This window comes from Paenibacillus rhizovicinus, assembly GCF_010365285.1.
GTDB classification, from domain to species: Bacteria; Bacillota; Bacilli; order Paenibacillales; family Paenibacillaceae; genus Paenibacillus_Z; species Paenibacillus_Z rhizovicinus.
This window is the reverse complement of the sequence record NZ_CP048286.1, coordinates 753,631-771,358: the sequence shown is the minus strand read 5'-3', so window position 1 is coordinate 771,358 and position 17,728 is coordinate 753,631. Positions and strand designations below refer to the sequence as shown.

At 60.4% G+C, this 17,728-nt stretch carries 14 protein-coding genes and 1 other annotated feature; all 14 genes read left to right on the top strand.

Annotated elements, in window-relative coordinates:
• Positions 1–4 precede the first annotated feature (4 nt).
• Positions 5–985 (top strand): adenosylcobinamide-phosphate synthase CbiB, encoded by a 981-nt coding sequence (cbiB, locus tag GZH47_RS03440; protein ID WP_162638556.1) that lies wholly within the window; start codon positions 5–7, stop codon positions 983–985.
• Complete coding sequence (gene cobS, locus GZH47_RS03435; protein WP_162638554.1) at positions 967–1,773, top strand: adenosylcobinamide-GDP ribazoletransferase; 807 nt, start codon at positions 967–969, stop codon at positions 1,771–1,773. The genes cbiB and cobS overlap by 19 nt, the downstream gene beginning before the upstream one ends.
• A 21-nt stretch (positions 1,774–1,794) precedes the next feature.
• The gene (locus GZH47_RS03430; RefSeq protein WP_162638552.1) at positions 1,795–2,922 is read left to right on the top strand and encodes a pyridoxal phosphate-dependent aminotransferase; all 1,128 of its coding nucleotides are present in this window, start codon (positions 1,795–1,797) and stop codon (positions 2,920–2,922) included.
• A gap of 98 nt (positions 2,923–3,020) precedes the next feature.
• Positions 3,021–4,775 (top strand): cobyric acid synthase, encoded by a 1,755-nt coding sequence (locus GZH47_RS03425; RefSeq protein WP_162645054.1) that lies wholly within the window; start codon positions 3,021–3,023, stop codon positions 4,773–4,775.
• Positions 4,776–4,794: 19 nt separating this feature from the next.
• The gene (locus GZH47_RS03420; RefSeq protein ID WP_162638550.1) at positions 4,795–5,511 is read left to right on the top strand and encodes an adenosylcobinamide amidohydrolase; all 717 of its coding nucleotides are present in this window, start codon (positions 4,795–4,797) and stop codon (positions 5,509–5,511) included.
• 311 nt (positions 5,512–5,822) lie between these two features.
• Complete coding sequence (gene hrpB / locus GZH47_RS03415) at positions 5,823–8,447, top strand: ATP-dependent helicase HrpB (RefSeq protein ID WP_162638548.1); 2,625 nt, start codon at positions 5,823–5,825, stop codon at positions 8,445–8,447.
• Between the two features lie 175 nt (positions 8,448–8,622).
• Positions 8,623–8,901: a DUF1294 domain-containing protein gene (locus GZH47_RS03410; RefSeq protein WP_162638547.1), complete on the top strand. Its 279-nt coding sequence runs from the start codon at positions 8,623–8,625 to the stop codon at positions 8,899–8,901.
• 234 nt (positions 8,902–9,135) lie between these two features.
• The gene (locus GZH47_RS03405; protein ID WP_162638545.1) at positions 9,136–10,098 is read left to right on the top strand and encodes a sugar-binding transcriptional regulator; all 963 of its coding nucleotides are present in this window, start codon (positions 9,136–9,138) and stop codon (positions 10,096–10,098) included.
• A gap of 62 nt (positions 10,099–10,160) precedes the next feature.
• Positions 10,161–11,447, top strand: a complete 1,287-nt coding sequence (gene trpB / locus GZH47_RS03400) for a tryptophan synthase subunit beta (protein WP_162638542.1) — start codon at positions 10,161–10,163, stop codon at positions 11,445–11,447.
• Positions 11,395–12,231, top strand: a complete 837-nt coding sequence (gene trpA, locus GZH47_RS03395; RefSeq protein ID WP_162638540.1) for a tryptophan synthase subunit alpha — start codon at positions 11,395–11,397, stop codon at positions 12,229–12,231. Before trpB ends, trpA begins: the two co-directional genes overlap by 53 nt.
• 208 nt (positions 12,232–12,439) lie before the next feature.
• The gene (locus GZH47_RS03390; RefSeq protein ID WP_162638539.1) at positions 12,440–14,533 is read left to right on the top strand and encodes a HelD family protein; all 2,094 of its coding nucleotides are present in this window, start codon (positions 12,440–12,442) and stop codon (positions 14,531–14,533) included.
• A gap of 225 nt (positions 14,534–14,758) precedes the next feature.
• Positions 14,759–15,856, top strand: a complete 1,098-nt coding sequence (locus GZH47_RS03385) for a DUF3900 domain-containing protein (protein WP_162638538.1) — start codon at positions 14,759–14,761, stop codon at positions 15,854–15,856.
• A 90-nt stretch (positions 15,857–15,946) separates the two neighbouring features.
• Positions 15,947–16,312: a ribosomal maturation YjgA family protein gene (locus GZH47_RS03380; protein WP_225446351.1), complete on the top strand. Its 366-nt coding sequence runs from the start codon at positions 15,947–15,949 to the stop codon at positions 16,310–16,312.
• Between the two features lie 91 nt (positions 16,313–16,403).
• On the top strand, positions 16,404–17,345 hold the full coding sequence (locus GZH47_RS03375) for an aminoglycoside phosphotransferase family protein (protein WP_162638536.1): 942 nt from the start codon (positions 16,404–16,406) through the stop codon (positions 17,343–17,345).
• 50 nt (positions 17,346–17,395) lie between these two features.
• Positions 17,396–17,673: a binding site (T-box leader), on the top strand.
• Positions 17,674–17,728 lie beyond the last annotated feature (55 nt).

Here is a 17,728-nt window from a genome sequence, read left to right as displayed (position 1 = left end):
CGGCATGCTGTTCTATTCCCTGCATGAAACGCTGCTGCTGGCCGCGGCGGCGATTATCGTCGATTGGATCGTCGGTGATCCGAGATGGCCGACGCATCCGGTCATCTGGATCGGACAATTCATTGCGCGGCTGGAACGGGCACTGCGCCCCGAAGGCCGCGAGCTGTCTCCCGCATCCTTGAAGAAGCGCGGCATGCTGCTGACGATAACGACGGTAGCCGCCGCTGGCGTGATGACGTATGGCATCATTCTCGCGGCCTCGTGGATTCATCCATGGCTCGGATATGCCGCGTCGGCTTGGCTGATTTCCACGACGCTGGCCGTCAAAGGGCTCAAGGACGCGGCCATGCTCGTCTATCGGCCGCTTGCAGGGGGCGACTTGATTCAAGCGCGCAAATACGTAGGCTATATCGTAAGCCGTGATACGTCTGCCATGGGAGGGAAGGAAGCTGCCCGCGCGGCCATCGAGACCGTCGCGGAGAATACGGTTGACGCGTTTCTCTCCCCGCTGTTGTTCGCGCTGATCGGTGCGGCTCCGCTGGCGATGTTGTATCGTTCGGCCAATACGCTCGATTCCATGGTCGGCTACAAAAATGAACGTTACGCGCATTTCGGCTGGGCGTCCGCCCGGTTCGACGATGTGCTGAATTATATGCCGGCGCGTCTATGCGGATGGCTGATAACGTTAGCCGCGGCGGTGACGCCGGGCTTGTCAGGGAAGCGGGCGTTTCGGGCGGTGCGGCACTTCGCGCATCTGCATCCGAGTCCCAACAGCGGCATTCCGGAGTCCGCCGCCGCGGGCGCGCTCGGCATCGAGCTTGGCGGACGCAATGTGTATTTCGGCGTCGAGAACGAACGCGCCCGGCTCGGATGGCCGCTTCGGCCGCTTGAGCCTTACGATATCGTACGGACGGTTCGGCTGTTGTACGCGGTCAGTCTATTTTGTTGCGCGGGGGTGATAGCTGTATGGCTATGGTTGATTTGAAACGAGAGCTGCAAGCGATCGGCACGGCGTTCCAGCTGTTGACGCGCATTCCGATACCGGCAGCGATTCCGTTCACGCCGGAAATGCTGGCGCGAAGCGTCGCGTACTACCCGGTAGTCGGCGCCGTGATCGGGGGTATCGTCGCGGCGGCAGGCGCTTGCATGGACGGAAGCGTGCCGGCGATGCCGGCGGCGGTTCTGCTCATGGCCGTATGGCTGCTGTTAAGCGGCGGCCTTCACATGGACGGCTTGATGGATACGGCTGACGGCATTCTCAGCCATCGTTCCCGCGAACGGATGCTTGAAATCATGAAGGACAGCCGCGTCGGCGCGATGGGCGTCATTGCCGCGGTTGTCCTCTTGCTGTTCAAATTCGCCGTTCTCGGCACTTGGTTCGACGAAGGGCAGGACTGGCTTGCCGAGGCGCCGATATTCGCGATGGCTTGCGGGCTGAGCAGGCTTTGGGTCGTCGCGGCCATGGCTTTCTGGCCGTTCGCCAGACCGGATGAAGGGATGGCTTCGATGTTCAAGCTCGTCCGGCCGAAGCATGCGGTCGCCGCTGCATTGGCGCAGGCGCTGATGACGGCTGTCTGTATCTGGGTATTCCCGGCGGCCTCGTTCGGCGCGCTGGCGTCCTATGCGCTGCCTGCCGGCATCGCGATCGGCGCGGGAAGCGTGCTTGCTGCATGGATGTGCCGCAAGCTAGGCGGTTTGACGGGCGACACGTACGGGGCGCTGACCGAAATGATTGAAGCAGTACTGTTGTTTACGCTGGTCGTACAATTGTAGTCAGGGAAAGGAGCGCTGTTTATGCTGGAACGTTACGGTCACGGAGGGGATTGGCTGACCGCCCGGGAGCTGTACGGGAAACAAGGGAACGAGGGGGATTTTATCGATTTCAGCGCGAATATGAATCCGTTCGGTCCGCCTGCTTGCGTCGGCGAGCTGCTTCGCCGCTATGAGTCGTTCATATCACGCTACCCGGATCCGGCTGTACGCGGATTGCGCGGCAAGCTTGCCGAACGGCACGGCGTGCCTGCCGACTGCCTGCTGGTCGGGAACGGCGCCGCCGAGCTGATCGATCTGTTGTTCCGCGAGCTTCGCCCTAAGGCGACGGTGCTGGCAGAACCTTGTTTCATCGAATACCGCGAAGCTGCGGCGAAGATCGGCAGCGCCGTGCATGCGGTCGGGCTGAAGGCGGAGCTGGATTTTCGGCTGACAATGGACGCTGCGTTGGACAAGCTGAAGCAGCTTCGGGAAAACGGTCTGAAGAGCGGCGAAACGCTCTGGTTTCTCGGCTCGCCGAACAATCCGACGGGTCAAACGGTCGAACGGACGATCGTGGAAGAACTGCTTCGCCAGGGCGAAACGGTTGCGATGGACGAGGCGTTCATGGATTTTGCCGCCGACGAATCCGGGCTTAGCTTGCTTGGCGAAGCGGCTTCGCGCGAGAAACTGATCGTCCTTCGCTCGATGACGAAGTTTTATGCGATTCCGGGCATCCGGCTTGGCTATATGGCGGCGGAGCCTTCGCTTATTCGCAGGCTCTCGGAGCTGCAGGTGCCGTGGAGCGTTAATTCGCTCGCGCAGCTGATCGGCGAGGCGGTGCTTGACGATGCGGAATATGCCGAACAAACCGTTGCTTGGCTGCGAACGGAGCGGGCATGGATGACGGAGAAATTGCAGGCGCTCGGACTATTCGTATTCGGCAGCGCCGCAGTCAATCATATTTTATTCGCGCTCCCTGAACATTTCGGTTGGACATCGGAACGTCTGCAGGCGGCGCTTGGCCCGAAAGGTTTGCTTATTCGCGACGCTTCCCGGTTCATCGGCTTGGATAATCGCTATGTTCGCATCGCGGTCCGGCTCCGTCCCGATAACGAGGCGCTGCTGGAACAGCTGCGGGAGCTGTTCGAGGGAAGAGGCGAGAGGGGATGACGAATAGGATGGATCAATCGGGCATGACGGTTAAAACGGACGCTGCCGACAAATCGTCCCGTCAAGTGAACGCCGCTAGGCCGCTGGCGCGTACGCTGATGATCCAAGGCACGGCTTCGGATGTCGGCAAAAGTCTCTTGACCGCCGCGATTTGCCGTATTCTAACAGAGGACGGCTTGACGGCCGCGCCATTCAAGTCTCAGAACATGTCGCTGAATTCTTACGTCACGTGGGACGGCAAGGAAATCGGACGGGCGCAGGGCATGCAGGCGGACGCGTGCGGGATACTGGCTACGACCGACATGAATCCGATCCTGCTCAAGCCGAAGAAGGATATGGTGTCGCAGGTGATCGTGCACGGCAGGCCGCTCGGCGATTTCCAAGCGCGGGTCTACCGGGAGGAAGTGTTGAAGGAAGCGGGCGTTATCGTTCAAGCGGCGCTTCGCAGGCTGCGGGAAGCTTACGACGTCGTCGTTCTGGAGGGGGCGGGAAGTCCGGCGGAAATCAACCTGAAGGACCGGGATATCGTCAACATGCGTGCGGCGGCCTGGGCGGACGCCCCGGTCGTGCTGGCAGCCGATATCGACCGCGGCGGCGTATTCGCCTCCATCGTAGGCACGCTCGAGCTGCTGGAACCGCATGAGCGGGACCGGGTATGCGGCTTCGTCATTAACAAGTTCCGCGGCGATCTCTCGCTGCTGCAGCCGGGGTTGGATTGGCTGGAAGCGAAGACCGGCAAGCCGGTGCTCGGCGTCGTGCCGTATTTGCCCAATCTTGGCCTCGAGGACGAGGATTCGTTGTCGCTCGATCAAGCGATCTCGACCGCGGGAAGAGCGGACGCCGCGACCGTACGTTCGAACGGGAAGCTGGACATCGCGGTTCTGCGGCTGCCGCATATTTCGAATTTCACGGATATCGATCCGCTCCAAGCCGAGTCGGACGTCGCGGTCCGCTATATAACCGCGGTTGAGCAATGGGGCGAACCGGATGCAGTCATCGTGCCCGGAAGCAAAAACACCGTCGACGATTTCATCGGCTTGCAATCCAGCGGGCTGGCGGATCGGCTGGAACGGTTCCGGCGGGACGGCGGACATATCGTAGGGATATGCGGCGGGTTCGAAATGTTTGGCGAGACGCTGCTGGATCCCGCGCATTCGGAGTCGGACCGGGATGTCACGCCGGGACTGGGCTGGTTCCCGTTCGAGGTCCGCTTCGCCGCCGAGAAACGGACCGTGAGGGTTGAAGGCACGGGAGCGATCCCCGGCTTGCCCGGAACGTACCGGGTTGCGGGCTACGAAATTCATACAGGGGCCGTGTTATGGAAAGCAACGGAAGCGCCCGGTGGAAATGTCCATGAAGAGGCCGGCCGTCTTGCGGATGGCCGGGCAGATTTATTTCCGGTAAGCGTGAGGCCTTTCCTGCTAAGGGAGTGCCGTTTCGTCACGGACGAGGACACGGACGAGGACACGGACGAAGACAAGAACGAGGACAAGGACGAAGAGAAGAACGAAGACAAGAACGAGGACAAGAACGAAGACGAGAACATTCAAATGAACGCGGGCGTCGAATCGAACGAATCAGCCGCTGCCGGTCTAGCATCCGGTTATGAGGCAGAAGGCTGCGCCAGCGCGGACGGTCGCGTATGGGGGACGTTTCTGCATGGCGTGCTGCATAACGATGATTTCCGCAGAGCCTGGTTGAATCGGCTTCGAGCCGCTCGGGGCTGGGCGCCGCTCGAGGACGGCGTTCGCTTCCAAGCTTTGCGGGAGCAGGCGTTCTCGCGATTGGCCGCTCATGTGCGGCAGCATGTCGATATCGGCAAACTTAAGGCTATGATGGGCCTATCGAATTGAATCAAGGGGGAGCGGAGCGATGAGTCAACCTTTTCGCCATGGAGCTCAAACAACGTACGAATCGTCGATTTGCTCCGGCATTTCCATCCGATATGCGGAAGACCGCTTGATGATCCAAACGGATAAAGCGTTCATGACGCTTAGCAGCGCGCTGCATGGCGGCGGCTTCGGCAGCGCCGATCGGTTCATTAACCGAGAGGTGCCGCTAGACTATGACTGCGCCGATCCTGCGCATGAATTCGGTTTGAAGCTCATTGAATGGGGCTGCCCGCCTCACGCGACGCTGGGCTTCTTGACTGCCGCCAAGCTGACGCACGCTTCGGTCATCGAGGCAAACGGAGATGCGTTTGCCTTGCTGTGCTGCGTTACGGCAGGCACGGGCAATGCCGCTCGCGCAGGACTCGCGCGTCCGACGTATCCGGCATACGCGCCGGGGACGGTCAATATGTTTCTGTTTATCGATGGAAATCTGACGGCCGCCGCCATGGTGAATGCCGTCATCACGGCTACGGAAGCGAAAACGACGGCGCTGCAAGACTGCGGCATCATCGACCGGTTGCACGGCTTGCCGGCGACGGGAACAACCACGGATGCCATCGTAGTCGCTGCGAGCCAGACGGACAAATACGGGGTGTCGCTTCCGTATGCGGGCGCGGCGACGACGCTTGGCAATGCGCTCGGCTGCCTCGTTTATGACGCGGTGACAGAAGCGGTCAGCACGCAGGGCGAGGCTTGATCGCATATGGAGCTGCTGGAAACCTCTGAAGAAGAGAATGCCTTCTGGCACTCGAAGTACCCCTTCTAGCACTCGAGGTACCATAAACGGCGGGAAAATAAGACGTGCTACGGCGGGAAAGTAAGACGTGCGGACCGGATGGTTTGCGCGTTTTTTTGTTTTGCGGCCAGGGCAGTGCCTTGGAGAACGCGCATAGGTCGGCGAGCGGCTATGTTAACCCGGTTCAAGCGTCGATGAGGCGGATTTTTGACGGGTTTGCCGTCCTGTCCCTATAATGGAGCATAGGAAATGACAGGACAGGGGATTGAACGATGAACGTGAATGATCATGCAAAGCCCGGATCTGACGGTGGAGGGCCGGGGGCGGGGAGCAGAATCGAGGCGCGGCTGCCGATCGACGATCTTCTGCCGGAGCTGCGCAAGACGATGGGCGAACGGACGGCCGCCGTGCTCGTTGCCGCGCCCGGAGCGGGGAAAACGACCCGGGTGCCGCTGGCGCTACTGAACGAGCCGTGGCTGGCGGGCCAGCGTATTCTCATGCTGGAGCCTCGACGCCTGGCAGCCCGTTCGGCTGCGCGTTTCATGGCGGCTTCGCTCGGGGAACAGGTCGGGGGCACGGTCGGCTATCGGGTGCGGATGGATACGAAGGTCGGGCCCGCCACGCGCGTAGAGGTCATCACGGAAGGCGTACTGACGCGCATGCTGCAGCAGGATCCTTCCTTGGAAGGCGTCGGCCTCGTCATCTTCGACGAATTCCATGAACGCCACTTAAACGGAGACCTCGGGCTTGCGCTCTGCCTGCAGGCGCAGTCCGTATTCCGGGAAGAGCTGCGCCTGCTCGTCATGTCGGCTACGCTGGAAGCGGAGCCGGTCGCCGGGCTGCTGGGCGGAGCGCCGCTGCTCGTAAGCGAAGGCCGCGCCTATCCGGTCGAGACGTTCTATTCGCCGAAGCCGGTAACGGGCCGGCTGGAAGACGCGGTCGTGCGCTGCGTGATCGAGGCGCTGCGCAGCCATGAAGGGGATGCGCTCGTGTTTCTTCCCGGAGCAGGCGAAATTCGACGGGCCGAACAACTGCTGCGCGCCGCTCGGTCCGGCAGCGGAGGCACCGCGGCCGGCGGCGTGCTTCCGGCCGACTTTGCGGTGCTGCCGTTATATGGCGCATTGCCGCCGGAAGCGCAGGATCGTGCCGTCTCGGCCGCGGCGGGCGGCGAGCGGAAGATCGTGCTCGCTACTTCCATCGCTGAATCCAGCGTCACCGTTCGCGGGGTACGCATCGTCGTGGACGGCGGCCTCAGCCGCGTGCCGCGCTTCTCTCCGCGCACGGGCATGGCCAGGCTGGAGACGGTGTCCGTCTCGGTCGCGTCTGCCGATCAGCGCCGGGGGCGCGCCGGCAGGGAGGCGCCGGGTTTCTGCTACCGGCTGTGGACGGAAGGCGAGCATCGGCAGCTGAAGCCGCAGAGCGACCCGGAGCTGCTTGGCGCGGATTTGGCGCCGCTCGCTCTGGAGCTTGCCATCTGGGGAATCGCCGATCCCGGCGAGCTGGCATGGTTGACCCCTCCGCCCGCGGCGGCATATGCGCAGGCGGTTGAGCTCTTGCGGGAGCTGAACGCGCTCGATGACGAAGGACGGCCGACGCCGCATGGACAAGCGATGGCGGAGCTCGGCATGCATCCGCGGCTGGCGCATATGGTGCTGGAGGCGAAGCCGCTCGGGCTCGGCGCGCTTGCCTGCGAGCTGGCTGCGCTGCTCGGCGACCGCGATGTGCTGCGCGGCTCGCGCAGCATCGACATGCGGCTGCGCCTTGACGCGCTGCATGGGCGGCGCGCCGCGGAAGGGACCGCCGATGCGGCGGCGGTCCAGCGGCTTGCCGCGGAAGCGCGCGAATGGATGCGCGCTGCGGGCCTTTCGCCGCAGGCGGGCGCAAGCGCTCGCGGCGCGGCCAGCCAGCCGCCGGCGCAGCTGCGCAGGGATGCCGCGTGCGGGCTGCTGCTCGCGCTCGCGTATCCCGACCGCATCGCCCAGCGGCGCGGCGATGGCCGGTACTTGCTCCGGAACGGCCGGGGCGCAGCCGTACAGGAGCTGCAGCCGCTCTCGGCCGCGCCGTATCTAGCGGCCGCAGAGCTGGAGGATAGCGGGACCGACAGCCGCATACTGCTGGCTGCCCCGCTTGCCTTGGAAGAGCTCGAAACGTATTTCGCCGGCCAGATTCGGACGGAAACGGAAGTGAAATGGGAGCGACAGGCGGAGGCCGTCCGCTCGCGCCGCCGGTCGAGGCTCGGAGCGATCGTCCTGAAGGAAGCGCAGCTGCATGATCCCGATCCCGCGCTCGTTGCCGATGCGCTGCTTGGCGGCATTGCCGAGCAGGGGCTTGACCTGCTGCCTTGGTCCAAGCAAGCGCGGCAATTGCGCGATCGCATGAATCTGATGCACGCGCATAATCCGGAGTGGCCCGATGTTTCCGATGAAGCGCTTATTGCCTCGCTTCCGAAATGGCTCGGCCCTTACATCGGCGGCATGCGCAGCCGCGGCGACTTATCGCGGCTCTCGATGATCGCCGTCATGGAGGCGCTGCTTTCTTGGCCGGAACGCCAACTGCTGGAGGCGGAAGTGCCGACGCATCTTACCGTGCCGAGCGGCTCGCGCATTCCGCTGGATTACAGCGATCCGGCCGCTCCGGTGCTGGCGGTTCGGCTGCAGGAGCTGTTCGGCTTGCGGGAGACGCCGCGCATCGCGGGCGGGAAACTTCCCGTGACGATTCATATGCTGTCGCCGGCACAGCGCCCGGTACAGGTGACGCAGGATTTGGCGAGCTTCTGGCAGCATGCGTATTTCGACGTCAAGAAAGATCTCAAAGGGCGCTATCCGAAGCATTATTGGCCGGATAATCCGCTCGAGGCGCTGGCGACGAACCGGGCAAAGCCGCGGCCGCAGCCGTAAGAGCCTTGCCGTTTCGGTTCAATCGTAACTAGGTCTTGCCTTGTCGCCTCTGCCCAGTCTTACCGCGGCCGCAGCCGCAACTCAAACTTGCCGTCCGCCGCGGCACAGCCATAATTCAGTCTTGCCGTCCACCTGGCCCATGATATGAATCCGCCACACGAAAGGAGATCCAACCATGTCGCCGATCGAGAAGCTGATCGCCGCTTATCTAGTGATCATTAACATCTATGCGTTCGCGCTTATGCGAATCGATAAAATCCGCGCCGTAAAAGATCGCAGGCACCGCATACCGGAGCGCAAGCTGCTCGGGACGAGCGCCTCGGGCGGTTCGCTCGGCGCGTTCATCGCGATGCGCATGTTCCGGCATAAGACGAAGCATCCCGCCTTTGCGGCAGGAATTCCGATTATGCTAATCGTGCATATTGTCATCCTTATTTGGCTGGAAAGCCTATAGTTGCAACTAAATGCAACGTTCTTCGCCGCCATCATTTGATCTGGAATCGCCTGCATCCGCACCGCGACAACGCCGAAAGAGAAGCACAGACTTCTCTCCGGCGTTTTTTTGTGATGCCGGCGGATTCGACTTGGTTGTTTACAACATGGATGTACTCCTGTATACTCAAACCAACTTGAACATTTGTTTATATAATGTACATATGTACATGACGCAAAGGTGGCCATGCATCCAATGAGCGAAATGAACCCCGAACGGCTGCGCATTCTCGTCAAGATTTGCCAGCTGTACTACGAAGACGGTTTGAACCAGCTGGAAATCGCCAAGCGTCTTGGCATCTCGCGCCCGCATGTCAGCCGGATGCTGACGGCGGCGAAGACGGAGGGGATCGTAAGAATCGCGATCCACAATCCGTTCTCCGGCGAGCAGGAGCTGGAGAAGCAATTCGTGAGCGCGTTTGGCATTCAGGATGCGATCATCGTCGACGTTGACGACGGCGACCCGCTTAAGCTGCAATCGCAGCTTGGCCGCACGAGCGCTGCGTTGATCGAGTCCGTGCTGATGGACGGCGATATCGTCGGCGTCATGGCGGGAAGGACTGTCGCGAGCGCGGCCGGCGAGCTGGATTATTTTCCGCGCGAAGGGCTGCGGTTCGTCCCCTTGATCGGCGGATGGGGATCGGAAGGGGCCTCGTGGCATGCCGGTTCCAATGCGATGGCGTTTGCGAATAAGCTGAAATCCAAGTATTGGCTGATGCATGCGCCGGCTACCGTGTCCAGCATCGAGACGGGGCAGCTGCTGCGGCAGGAGCCGGAGATCGACAAGGTGCTGCAGCTGGCGCGCCGCAGCCGCGTCGCCGTTATCAGCATCGGAGAAGTGGACGAAGGCGCGACGATGGCGAAGTCCGGCAGCGTGAACAGAGCGGATATCGCGATGCTGGAAGAACGAGGCGCCGTAGCGAACTTGTGCGCTTCATTCATCGACCGGGACGGCCGCGAGCTTGATTTTCCCGAACAGCATCGCTGGATCGGGTTGTCCGCAAGCGAGCTGAGGGCGATTCCGACCGTGATCGGCATTGCCGGAGGCGAGCGCAAAGCAGAAGCGATCACGGCCGCGCTGCGCGGCAAATGGATCGACGTCCTCGTCACGGACGCCGCTACGGCGAAAGCAGTCATGGCGCTTCACCTTGGCGAATAACGGAAACGGATTCCAGACTGCTTATGCGATTATGCGATTGATCAAAGGAGGAGCAACAGCCCATGTCGACAGAAACGAAAGGCATTCATAACCCAATCCCCGAAGCGGCCCGCACGCTGCAATCGGATAATGGGTACTACGGCCGTTTCGGCGGCTCGTTCATTCCCGAAATTCTCGTTCCTGCATTCGAGGAGATTACGAAACATTTCGAAGCCGTACGATACGACGAAGCGTTCTGGCATGAGTATTGCGCGCTGCTCGCGAACTATTCCGGCCGCCCGACCCCGCTCACCTTCGCGGACCGGCTGACGGCGCATTTCGGCCGTGCGCGGATTTACGTCAAACGGGAGGACTTGAACCACACGGGCGCCCATAAGCTGAACAACGCGCTCGGCCAGGCGCTGCTGGCCAAACGGATGGGCAAGACCCGGCTGATCGCCGAAACGGGCGCAGGCCAGCACGGCGTAGCGACCGCGACGGTTGCCGCCAAGCTCGGCATGTCCGCCACGATCTACATGGGACGGGAGGACATGGAACGGCAGTATGCCAACGTGTTCTGGATGAAGCGCCTCGGCGCGGAAGTGATCGGCGTCGAATACGGCTCGCAGACGCTGAAGGATGCCATCAACGAAACGCTTCGCGACTGGGTGTCGAGCTTCGAAACGACGCATTACGTGCTCGGAACGGCGTCCGGCGCTCATCCCTTCCCGGCGCTCGTGGCCTTCTTCCAATCCATCATCGGCATCGAAACGAAGGAACAAATCCTGCAAGCGTCCGGCCGCTTGCCGAGCCGCGTGTACGCATGCGTGGGCGGCGGCTCGAATGCGCTGGGCGCTTTCCAAGCTTTCCATGCGCATGATGAAGTGCAGCTCATTGGCGTCGAGGCGGGCGGTCGCGGCCAGGCATCGGGCAGCCACGCGTCGCGGATCGCATACGGCGAAGGAACGCCAGGCGTAGCCCAAGGCTACAAGACGCTGTTCCTGCAAAATCAAGACGGCCAGATGAGAGACACGTACAGCATCGCCGCGGGCTTGGATTACGTAGGCGTATCCCCGATACTAGCCGATTTGGCCGAGCGGGGCCGCGTGCGGTTCGAGGCGGCGGCCGACGAAGAGGTCGTCCAAGCGCTGCAGTTAGTCATGAAACTGGAAGGGCTGATTCCCGCGCTGGAATCGACGCACGCTTTTGCCGGGGCGTTCAAGCACATCGAGGAGACGACGGCATCCGATCTGATTATCGTCAACATGTCCGGCAGGGGAGACAAAGATATTTTCAATGTTGCGGAGGGATTGCGGGATGAAGAATGGAACGCCTTTATCGAGCGGAAACACGGCCAATACAAGAAGTGAGCTCGCACGCCGCATTGCAGACGGGACGGCGTCGGGCAAGCCCATCCAGCTCATGACCCATCAAATTCTCGGTTTTCCCGATTTCGACGCGAACTACGAGATGATCCGCTTGTTTCATGAGAACGGCGTCGAGCTCGTCGAATTGCAGCTGCCGTTCTCGGAACCGATCGCGGACGGTCCGGTATTCTTGCGAGCCAATCAAGCGGCGCTGGCGTACGGGACGACGACCGCCCGATGCATGGCGTTCGCCGAACGCGTCGTCGCGGACTTTCCGGAGATCTCGTTCATCTTCATGACCTATTACAATATCGTCATTCAGTACGGCATCCGGGATTTTGTCGCGAAGTGCGCGGCAATCGGCATTCGCGGCTTGATCGTGCCCGATGCGTATCCCGAGGAAAGCGGCGAGTTTCTGGACGCCTGCCGCGAATTCGGAGTGGAGCCGATTCTGATCGTGACCCCGTATACGTCGAATGCGCGTCTCGCGTATTTGTCCGGGCAGACCGGCGGATTCCTCTACTGCGCGGCGCGAAAAGGAGTAACCGGTTCGAAGACCTCCTTCGGCGAGGAGAGCGACGAGTTTCTGAACCGCGCGCGCACGGCGGCGAAGACGCCGATTGCCGTCGGTTTCGGCATTCAGAGCGCGGAGGATGTCGCCTTCTTGAAGGGCAAATGCGATATCGCTATCATCGGTACGCAGTTGCTGATTATTCTGGAACGGGACGGGCTTGCCGGGGTCGAGCAGTTTCTGAAATCGCTTGCTAGTACTGTCTCGCGGACATAGCGGCATCGATCGGGCATCGATTGACAGTCCTTAAACGCGTATGCTATAGTTTTCACTCATGCTCCTGTTGAGCACCTACTAATCATTCCATATACGATCAGACCAAGCCGCATGCGAATGCGGCTTTCGCCGCCTTCATTTGCGTTTGTCGGAGGCGGCGCGAGCCGCGCGATCGCAAGGTTTGCAGTCGCAGAGGGAGGTAACTGACATGACCGTTCAAAGTGCCTTTCAAGAAGAGGCGAAGCGCATCGACGAGGTGCTGCACAACATCCGCAAGCAGCTGAGGGAGATCGGCCCGCGTTACACCGGCAACGATTTCACGGAACAGATGCTGGAGATCCAGCGCGAGCAGCGGGAACAGCGGCTGACCGTCGCGGAGCGCGAGCCTTATTTCGGCCGCATCGATTTTCAAGAAACGGTGCAGCCGGACCCGAAGCCGCTCTATATCGGCAAAGCGGGAGTCGCCCACGAGAAGTCGAACGAAGTGCTGGTCGTGGATTGGCGCGCGCCTGTTGCCAGTTTGTTCTATGCGTTCAGCGGAGGCGAAGCGCCGGTCTCTTATGAATCGCCGGAAGGCGATGTCGAAGGAACCGTTCATCTGAAACGCAATCTGATGGTGCGCGACGGCAAGCTGGAGCGCGTCGTGGACAGTTACGTGCGCGGCCAGGAAGAGGAGAGCGTAACGGACGAATTCCTGCTTTACCGGCTCGGCGAGAGCAAGGACAACAAGCTGCGCGATATCGTCTCGACGATCCAAGAGGAGCAGGACCGCATTATCCGGACGGATAAGAACAAGGCCGTCTTCATCCAAGGGGTAGCGGGAAGCGGTAAAACGACCGTCGCCCTGCACAGGCTGGCATACTTGCTTTATCGTTACGCAGGAAGCATCCGCGCGGACCGAATGGTCATTTTCGCGCCGAACCGGATGTTCCTCGATTATATTTCCGGCGTGCTGCCGGAGCTCGGCGTCGGCGACATCTTGCAAACGACGTTCGCGGATTGGTCGCTGGAGCAGCTGCAGCAGGCCGTTCGTCTCGACGAAGCGTACGATCCGATGAATTACTGGTTCGAGCAGCCGAGGACGCGCGACGAATTGCTGGCCTCGACGGGCCGGGTCAAAGGCAGCCTCGCGTTCAAAGCGATTATCGACGCCAAGCTTGCGCTTACGGAAGCTTCGCTGATTCCGAACGAGCCTTTCGAGCCGATGCCGGGCTGGCGCGTGACTCCGGCCATGATCGCCGAGTGGCTCGCTACGGACGAGAGCAGCGAGCCGTACATGAAGCGCCGCGCTCGACTGGTCAGCCGGCTGAAGCGCTGGCTGGAATCGGAGTGGAAGGCGCGCCGCCAGACGGACAGCAAGCTCAAAGCCAAGCTGAATACGAAGCTGAACGCGTATGCGAAGAAGATCCCGTCGCCGACGGCGGCCCAGCTGTACGGCGCGCTGCTCGGCGAGCCCTCGGCCCAGTCGCTGCTCCCTGCCAAAAGCTGCGCCGCTACGATCAAGCTGTTGAAAGGCAAGCTCGTTTGGCCGGAAGATCTGGCGCCGCTCGTCTATATCCAAGTGCGGTTGAACGGTTTCGACGGGTCGCCGTACGATCATATCGTCATCGACGAGGCGCAGGATTACTCGCCGTTTCAGCTGGAAGCGCTGAAGCAATGTCAACGCCAGCCTTCCATGACGGTGCTCGGCGATTTGCAGCAAGGGATTCACGGCTATGCCGGCATTCACAGCTGGACGGAGCTGACGGCGTTGTTCCCGCAAGCGGACACCGGCTACTTCGAGCTCGATCGGAGCTACCGGTCGACGATGGAAATCATCGATTTCGCCAATCGCGTGCTCGGCGGCATGGGCGACGGCGTAAAGCCGGCCGTTCCGGTGTTCCGGAGCGGGGAGGCTGTCGACGTCGTCCCCATGGAGACGGACGAGAAACGATTGCGGGAAGTCGTCCAGACGGTACGGGATTGGCAGCAAGCCGGCCATTACCGGACGATCGCCGTACTCGGGCGCAACATCCGATCGTGCGAAGCGATTGCGCGAACGCTTAAGGATGCCGGTATCGAGACGGCGCTCGTCCAGAGCAAGCAGGAAGCCTACGGCGGCGGTCTGACCGTCGTGCCAGCTTACCTGGCCAAAGGGCTCGAATTCGACGCGGTTCTCGTGGGCGATGCCGAAGCCGATCGATTCGGCGACAACGATGCGAAACTGCTCTATGTAGCCTGCACGCGCGCGCTGCATAAGCTGAAGCTGCTGTATTGCGGCGAACTGACCTCGCTGGTCGCCGAACCGGCAGCCGCGATCTGATTTGCGTAGTTATTACTGGCGTCCATCGTCCGTCTGCTTATCGGCAGGCGGACTTTTTGCGCCTGTTGGCATACCGGGCTGCTTAAGGCATTGGATTTGCAAGCAGAGGTGCCAACTTTCGCGGAACGGCCGGGACAGCCGAACTTGAATTATGCTATGCTAATGACTTGAAGCGTTGCGTTACCGTATCGGAAATAATCTAGGCAAAAGGGGTTCATGCATCGGATGGATTTTATCGTAGAATACTTGTCATTTTTCGTTATTCAAGGAGAAGGCGGCGACAACAACGCGGCCAAGACATTCTCTCATTATCAAACGATGGATCGTTACGATTATGCCGACAGCGAGCTGAAATCGTTCCTCGACGGGGAATTTACCCGGATCGTGAAGCGGAAGGCGGAACGTCATCCGAACACGGAGTCGGCCCCGACCAAAATCGGCAAGTTCATCGTGGAGCCAGGCTACGATCTTGACAGTAACCCCAATTACAATACATTCCAACGTCTGCGCACGTCGGAGTCTGCTTCGGAATTTCATGGCTTTGCCGATGAGCTGGTCCGATTGTACATGGATGCGGCGGCCGTTCGGGGGGGCGCCTTCATCGTCGTGCACGCGACACCGAATCGTCATACGGATCAACCGATTCTGTTCGTGCTGAAATGCGACTTCGAACCGAAGATCGCCCGCATCACGGATGAACGGAATTTGATCTCCCATGTGGAAATGGCCATCAGCGCGCGTAACATGAAGTCGATTCAATATCCGCATATGCCGGAAGAGGGCATGCTCGAGTATTGGGAACTGAAAATCCATCAAGCATCGCATGCGCGCTATTTCGAGGATTTCCTCCGGTTTATCAGCTATGAGAAGGCGATGCCGGAACTGATGAGCGAACAAGTGTTGACGATGGTCCACGATTACATGGAGGACAAGTGGCAAGGGCATGAAGGCGAGGAACGCCAGCAAGAGGCGAACCAATTCGAGGCATGGGCCGCCAGCGAGAAGCGCGAGCTGCAGGAATCCTGGCCGCAGGAGCGGGTCGTCGCGGCGGCGGAGCGTCTCGTGGAGCTGCAGCCGAATCTCAGCGTCGCGTTTAAATTAGGCGATGTTTCGGTGAAGGGCCCGCTTGCGGAGTTCGGGCAAACGATTCATTTTGCCACTTACAACGGACGTTATGTCGCGCTTATCGAAGGAGACTTCTTCCAGTTCGACCGCAGCATGTCGCCGGTGGAGCTGCTGCAGCCGCCGGATTTGCTGGAGGTGCTGGAATTCGTCGGGAAGAGCAAGGAGAAGGAGCAGCCGAAGGATAATCTGCCTTACTAGCGGTACGCGGAGCGCTAGTTTCGGAGGCGCCGCGGAGGGAGTGAGCAGGTCATGCCGCAGACCCGGAGAAGGATAGGGTACGCCCTATCGATGCTAGGCGCGATTGTGCTGGGGCTTGCTTCCAGGCGTTTCGCCGATCAGCTTCCGCCTTGGCTGGCAGAGCATGCGGGCGATGCGCTGTGGGCGGCGATGATATATTGCGGCTGCCGCCTGCTGCGGCCTGGCCGCCGTATTCGATTCGCCGGGGCCGTCAGCTTCTTATTCTGCTGCGCGATCGAATGCAGTCAGCTCTATCAGGCGGACTGGCTGAACGACATCCGTCATACGACGATCGGCGGCCTCGTGCTCGGAGAGGGCTTCCTGGCTGTTGACTTGGCGCGGTACGCAGCCGGTATAGGCTCGGCGATGCTCGCGGACATGGCCGCGCTGCATGCTGCGGGGAGCAATCGAACATAATCAGGCGATTGGCAGGGCGATTGCAGTCCGCAATCGTCTGTTTGTGTCTGGACTAGCGGTGAACATAATGATGCGAGAAGGGGTGCTGCACATGGGGAACGACAAGCGGATCGATGCCGAACTGCTTCGCGGCCGGATATCGAACTTGAACGACAGCTCTCGGCTGGAGCATTTGAATAAAGGCTATTCCAGCGACGTGAAATACGTCGTATACGGCGGCGATGGCCGACCGCAATCGATTCTTCGTACATACGCGATCAGCCAAGAAGCAGGGAAACGGATGGAATACGACAATCTGCTGCTTGCTGCGGCGAACGGCGCGAAATGCTCCAAGCCCATTGCCATCGGCGTTCTTCCCGAACTGGAGCTTGGTTATATGATCGTCACTTATATCGACGGAGACGAGGCTGCCGAGGCGCTTCCGAGTTTGAGCGAGCAAGTCCAGTTCGCGATCGGCGTTCAAGCCGGCGAAGAGCTGCAGCTCCTGAACCGAATCGGCTGCCCGGTGCCGATGGCTTCTTGGCAGGAGAGAATGCTTGCGAAACATCGCCGATATCGGACGGCTTATGCCGGCTGCGGCGTATCCATTCGCGGAGAAGCGAAGCTGCTCGCTTTTCTCGACGATCATCTGCGGTTGATGGAGGATCGGCCGAACCGTTTTCAGCATGACGATTTTCATCCCGCGAACTTGATCGTGAAAGATGGCGCCTTGTCCGGCGTGATCGATTTCAACCGCTGCGACTGGGGCGATCCCGTCCATGAATTCGTGAAAGTAGGCATGTTCAGCGCCGAGGTCAGCGTTCCGTTCGCGATCGGGCAAATCCAAGGCTATCATGGACTCGGGGATCCGAATGAACCATTTTGGCGGCTGTATTCGCTGTACTTGGGCATGACGATGATTTCATCGGTCGTCTGGACGCTGCAGGTGGTGCCTGGTGAAATCGATGACATGCTGGCGCGGATTCAACGGGTACTCGACGATCATGACGGATTTGATCGCATCGTGCCGAAATGGTATTCGGCGGGTAAATAGGCTTGACTTAGAATACCGAATTGACTATGATTTGGAATAATCGGAATATTCAAATAGCGATGAAGAGAAAGAGTACCTAGGCGAGTTCTTTGGAACAGAGAGCCCCGGCAGCTGAGAAGGGGTAAAGGCGAACCTTGGGAATATGGTCTCCGAGCTGCGCATCGAAACCGCTTGCGGTCGTAGGCTGCGCCGGGTCCCGCACCCGTTACCGTGCTAGGGTATACCCGCATTCGGTTTGGTTTGGAATGCGTCGTACCTGAAGAGGGGCGTGCCGCGAGGCATGAACGAAAATGGGTGGTACCGCGTGAGCACAGCTCTCGTCCCTTTGGGGATGAGAGCTTTTTTGCGTTCTGTTTTAGCTGTTTCACAACCAAATTTAAGCT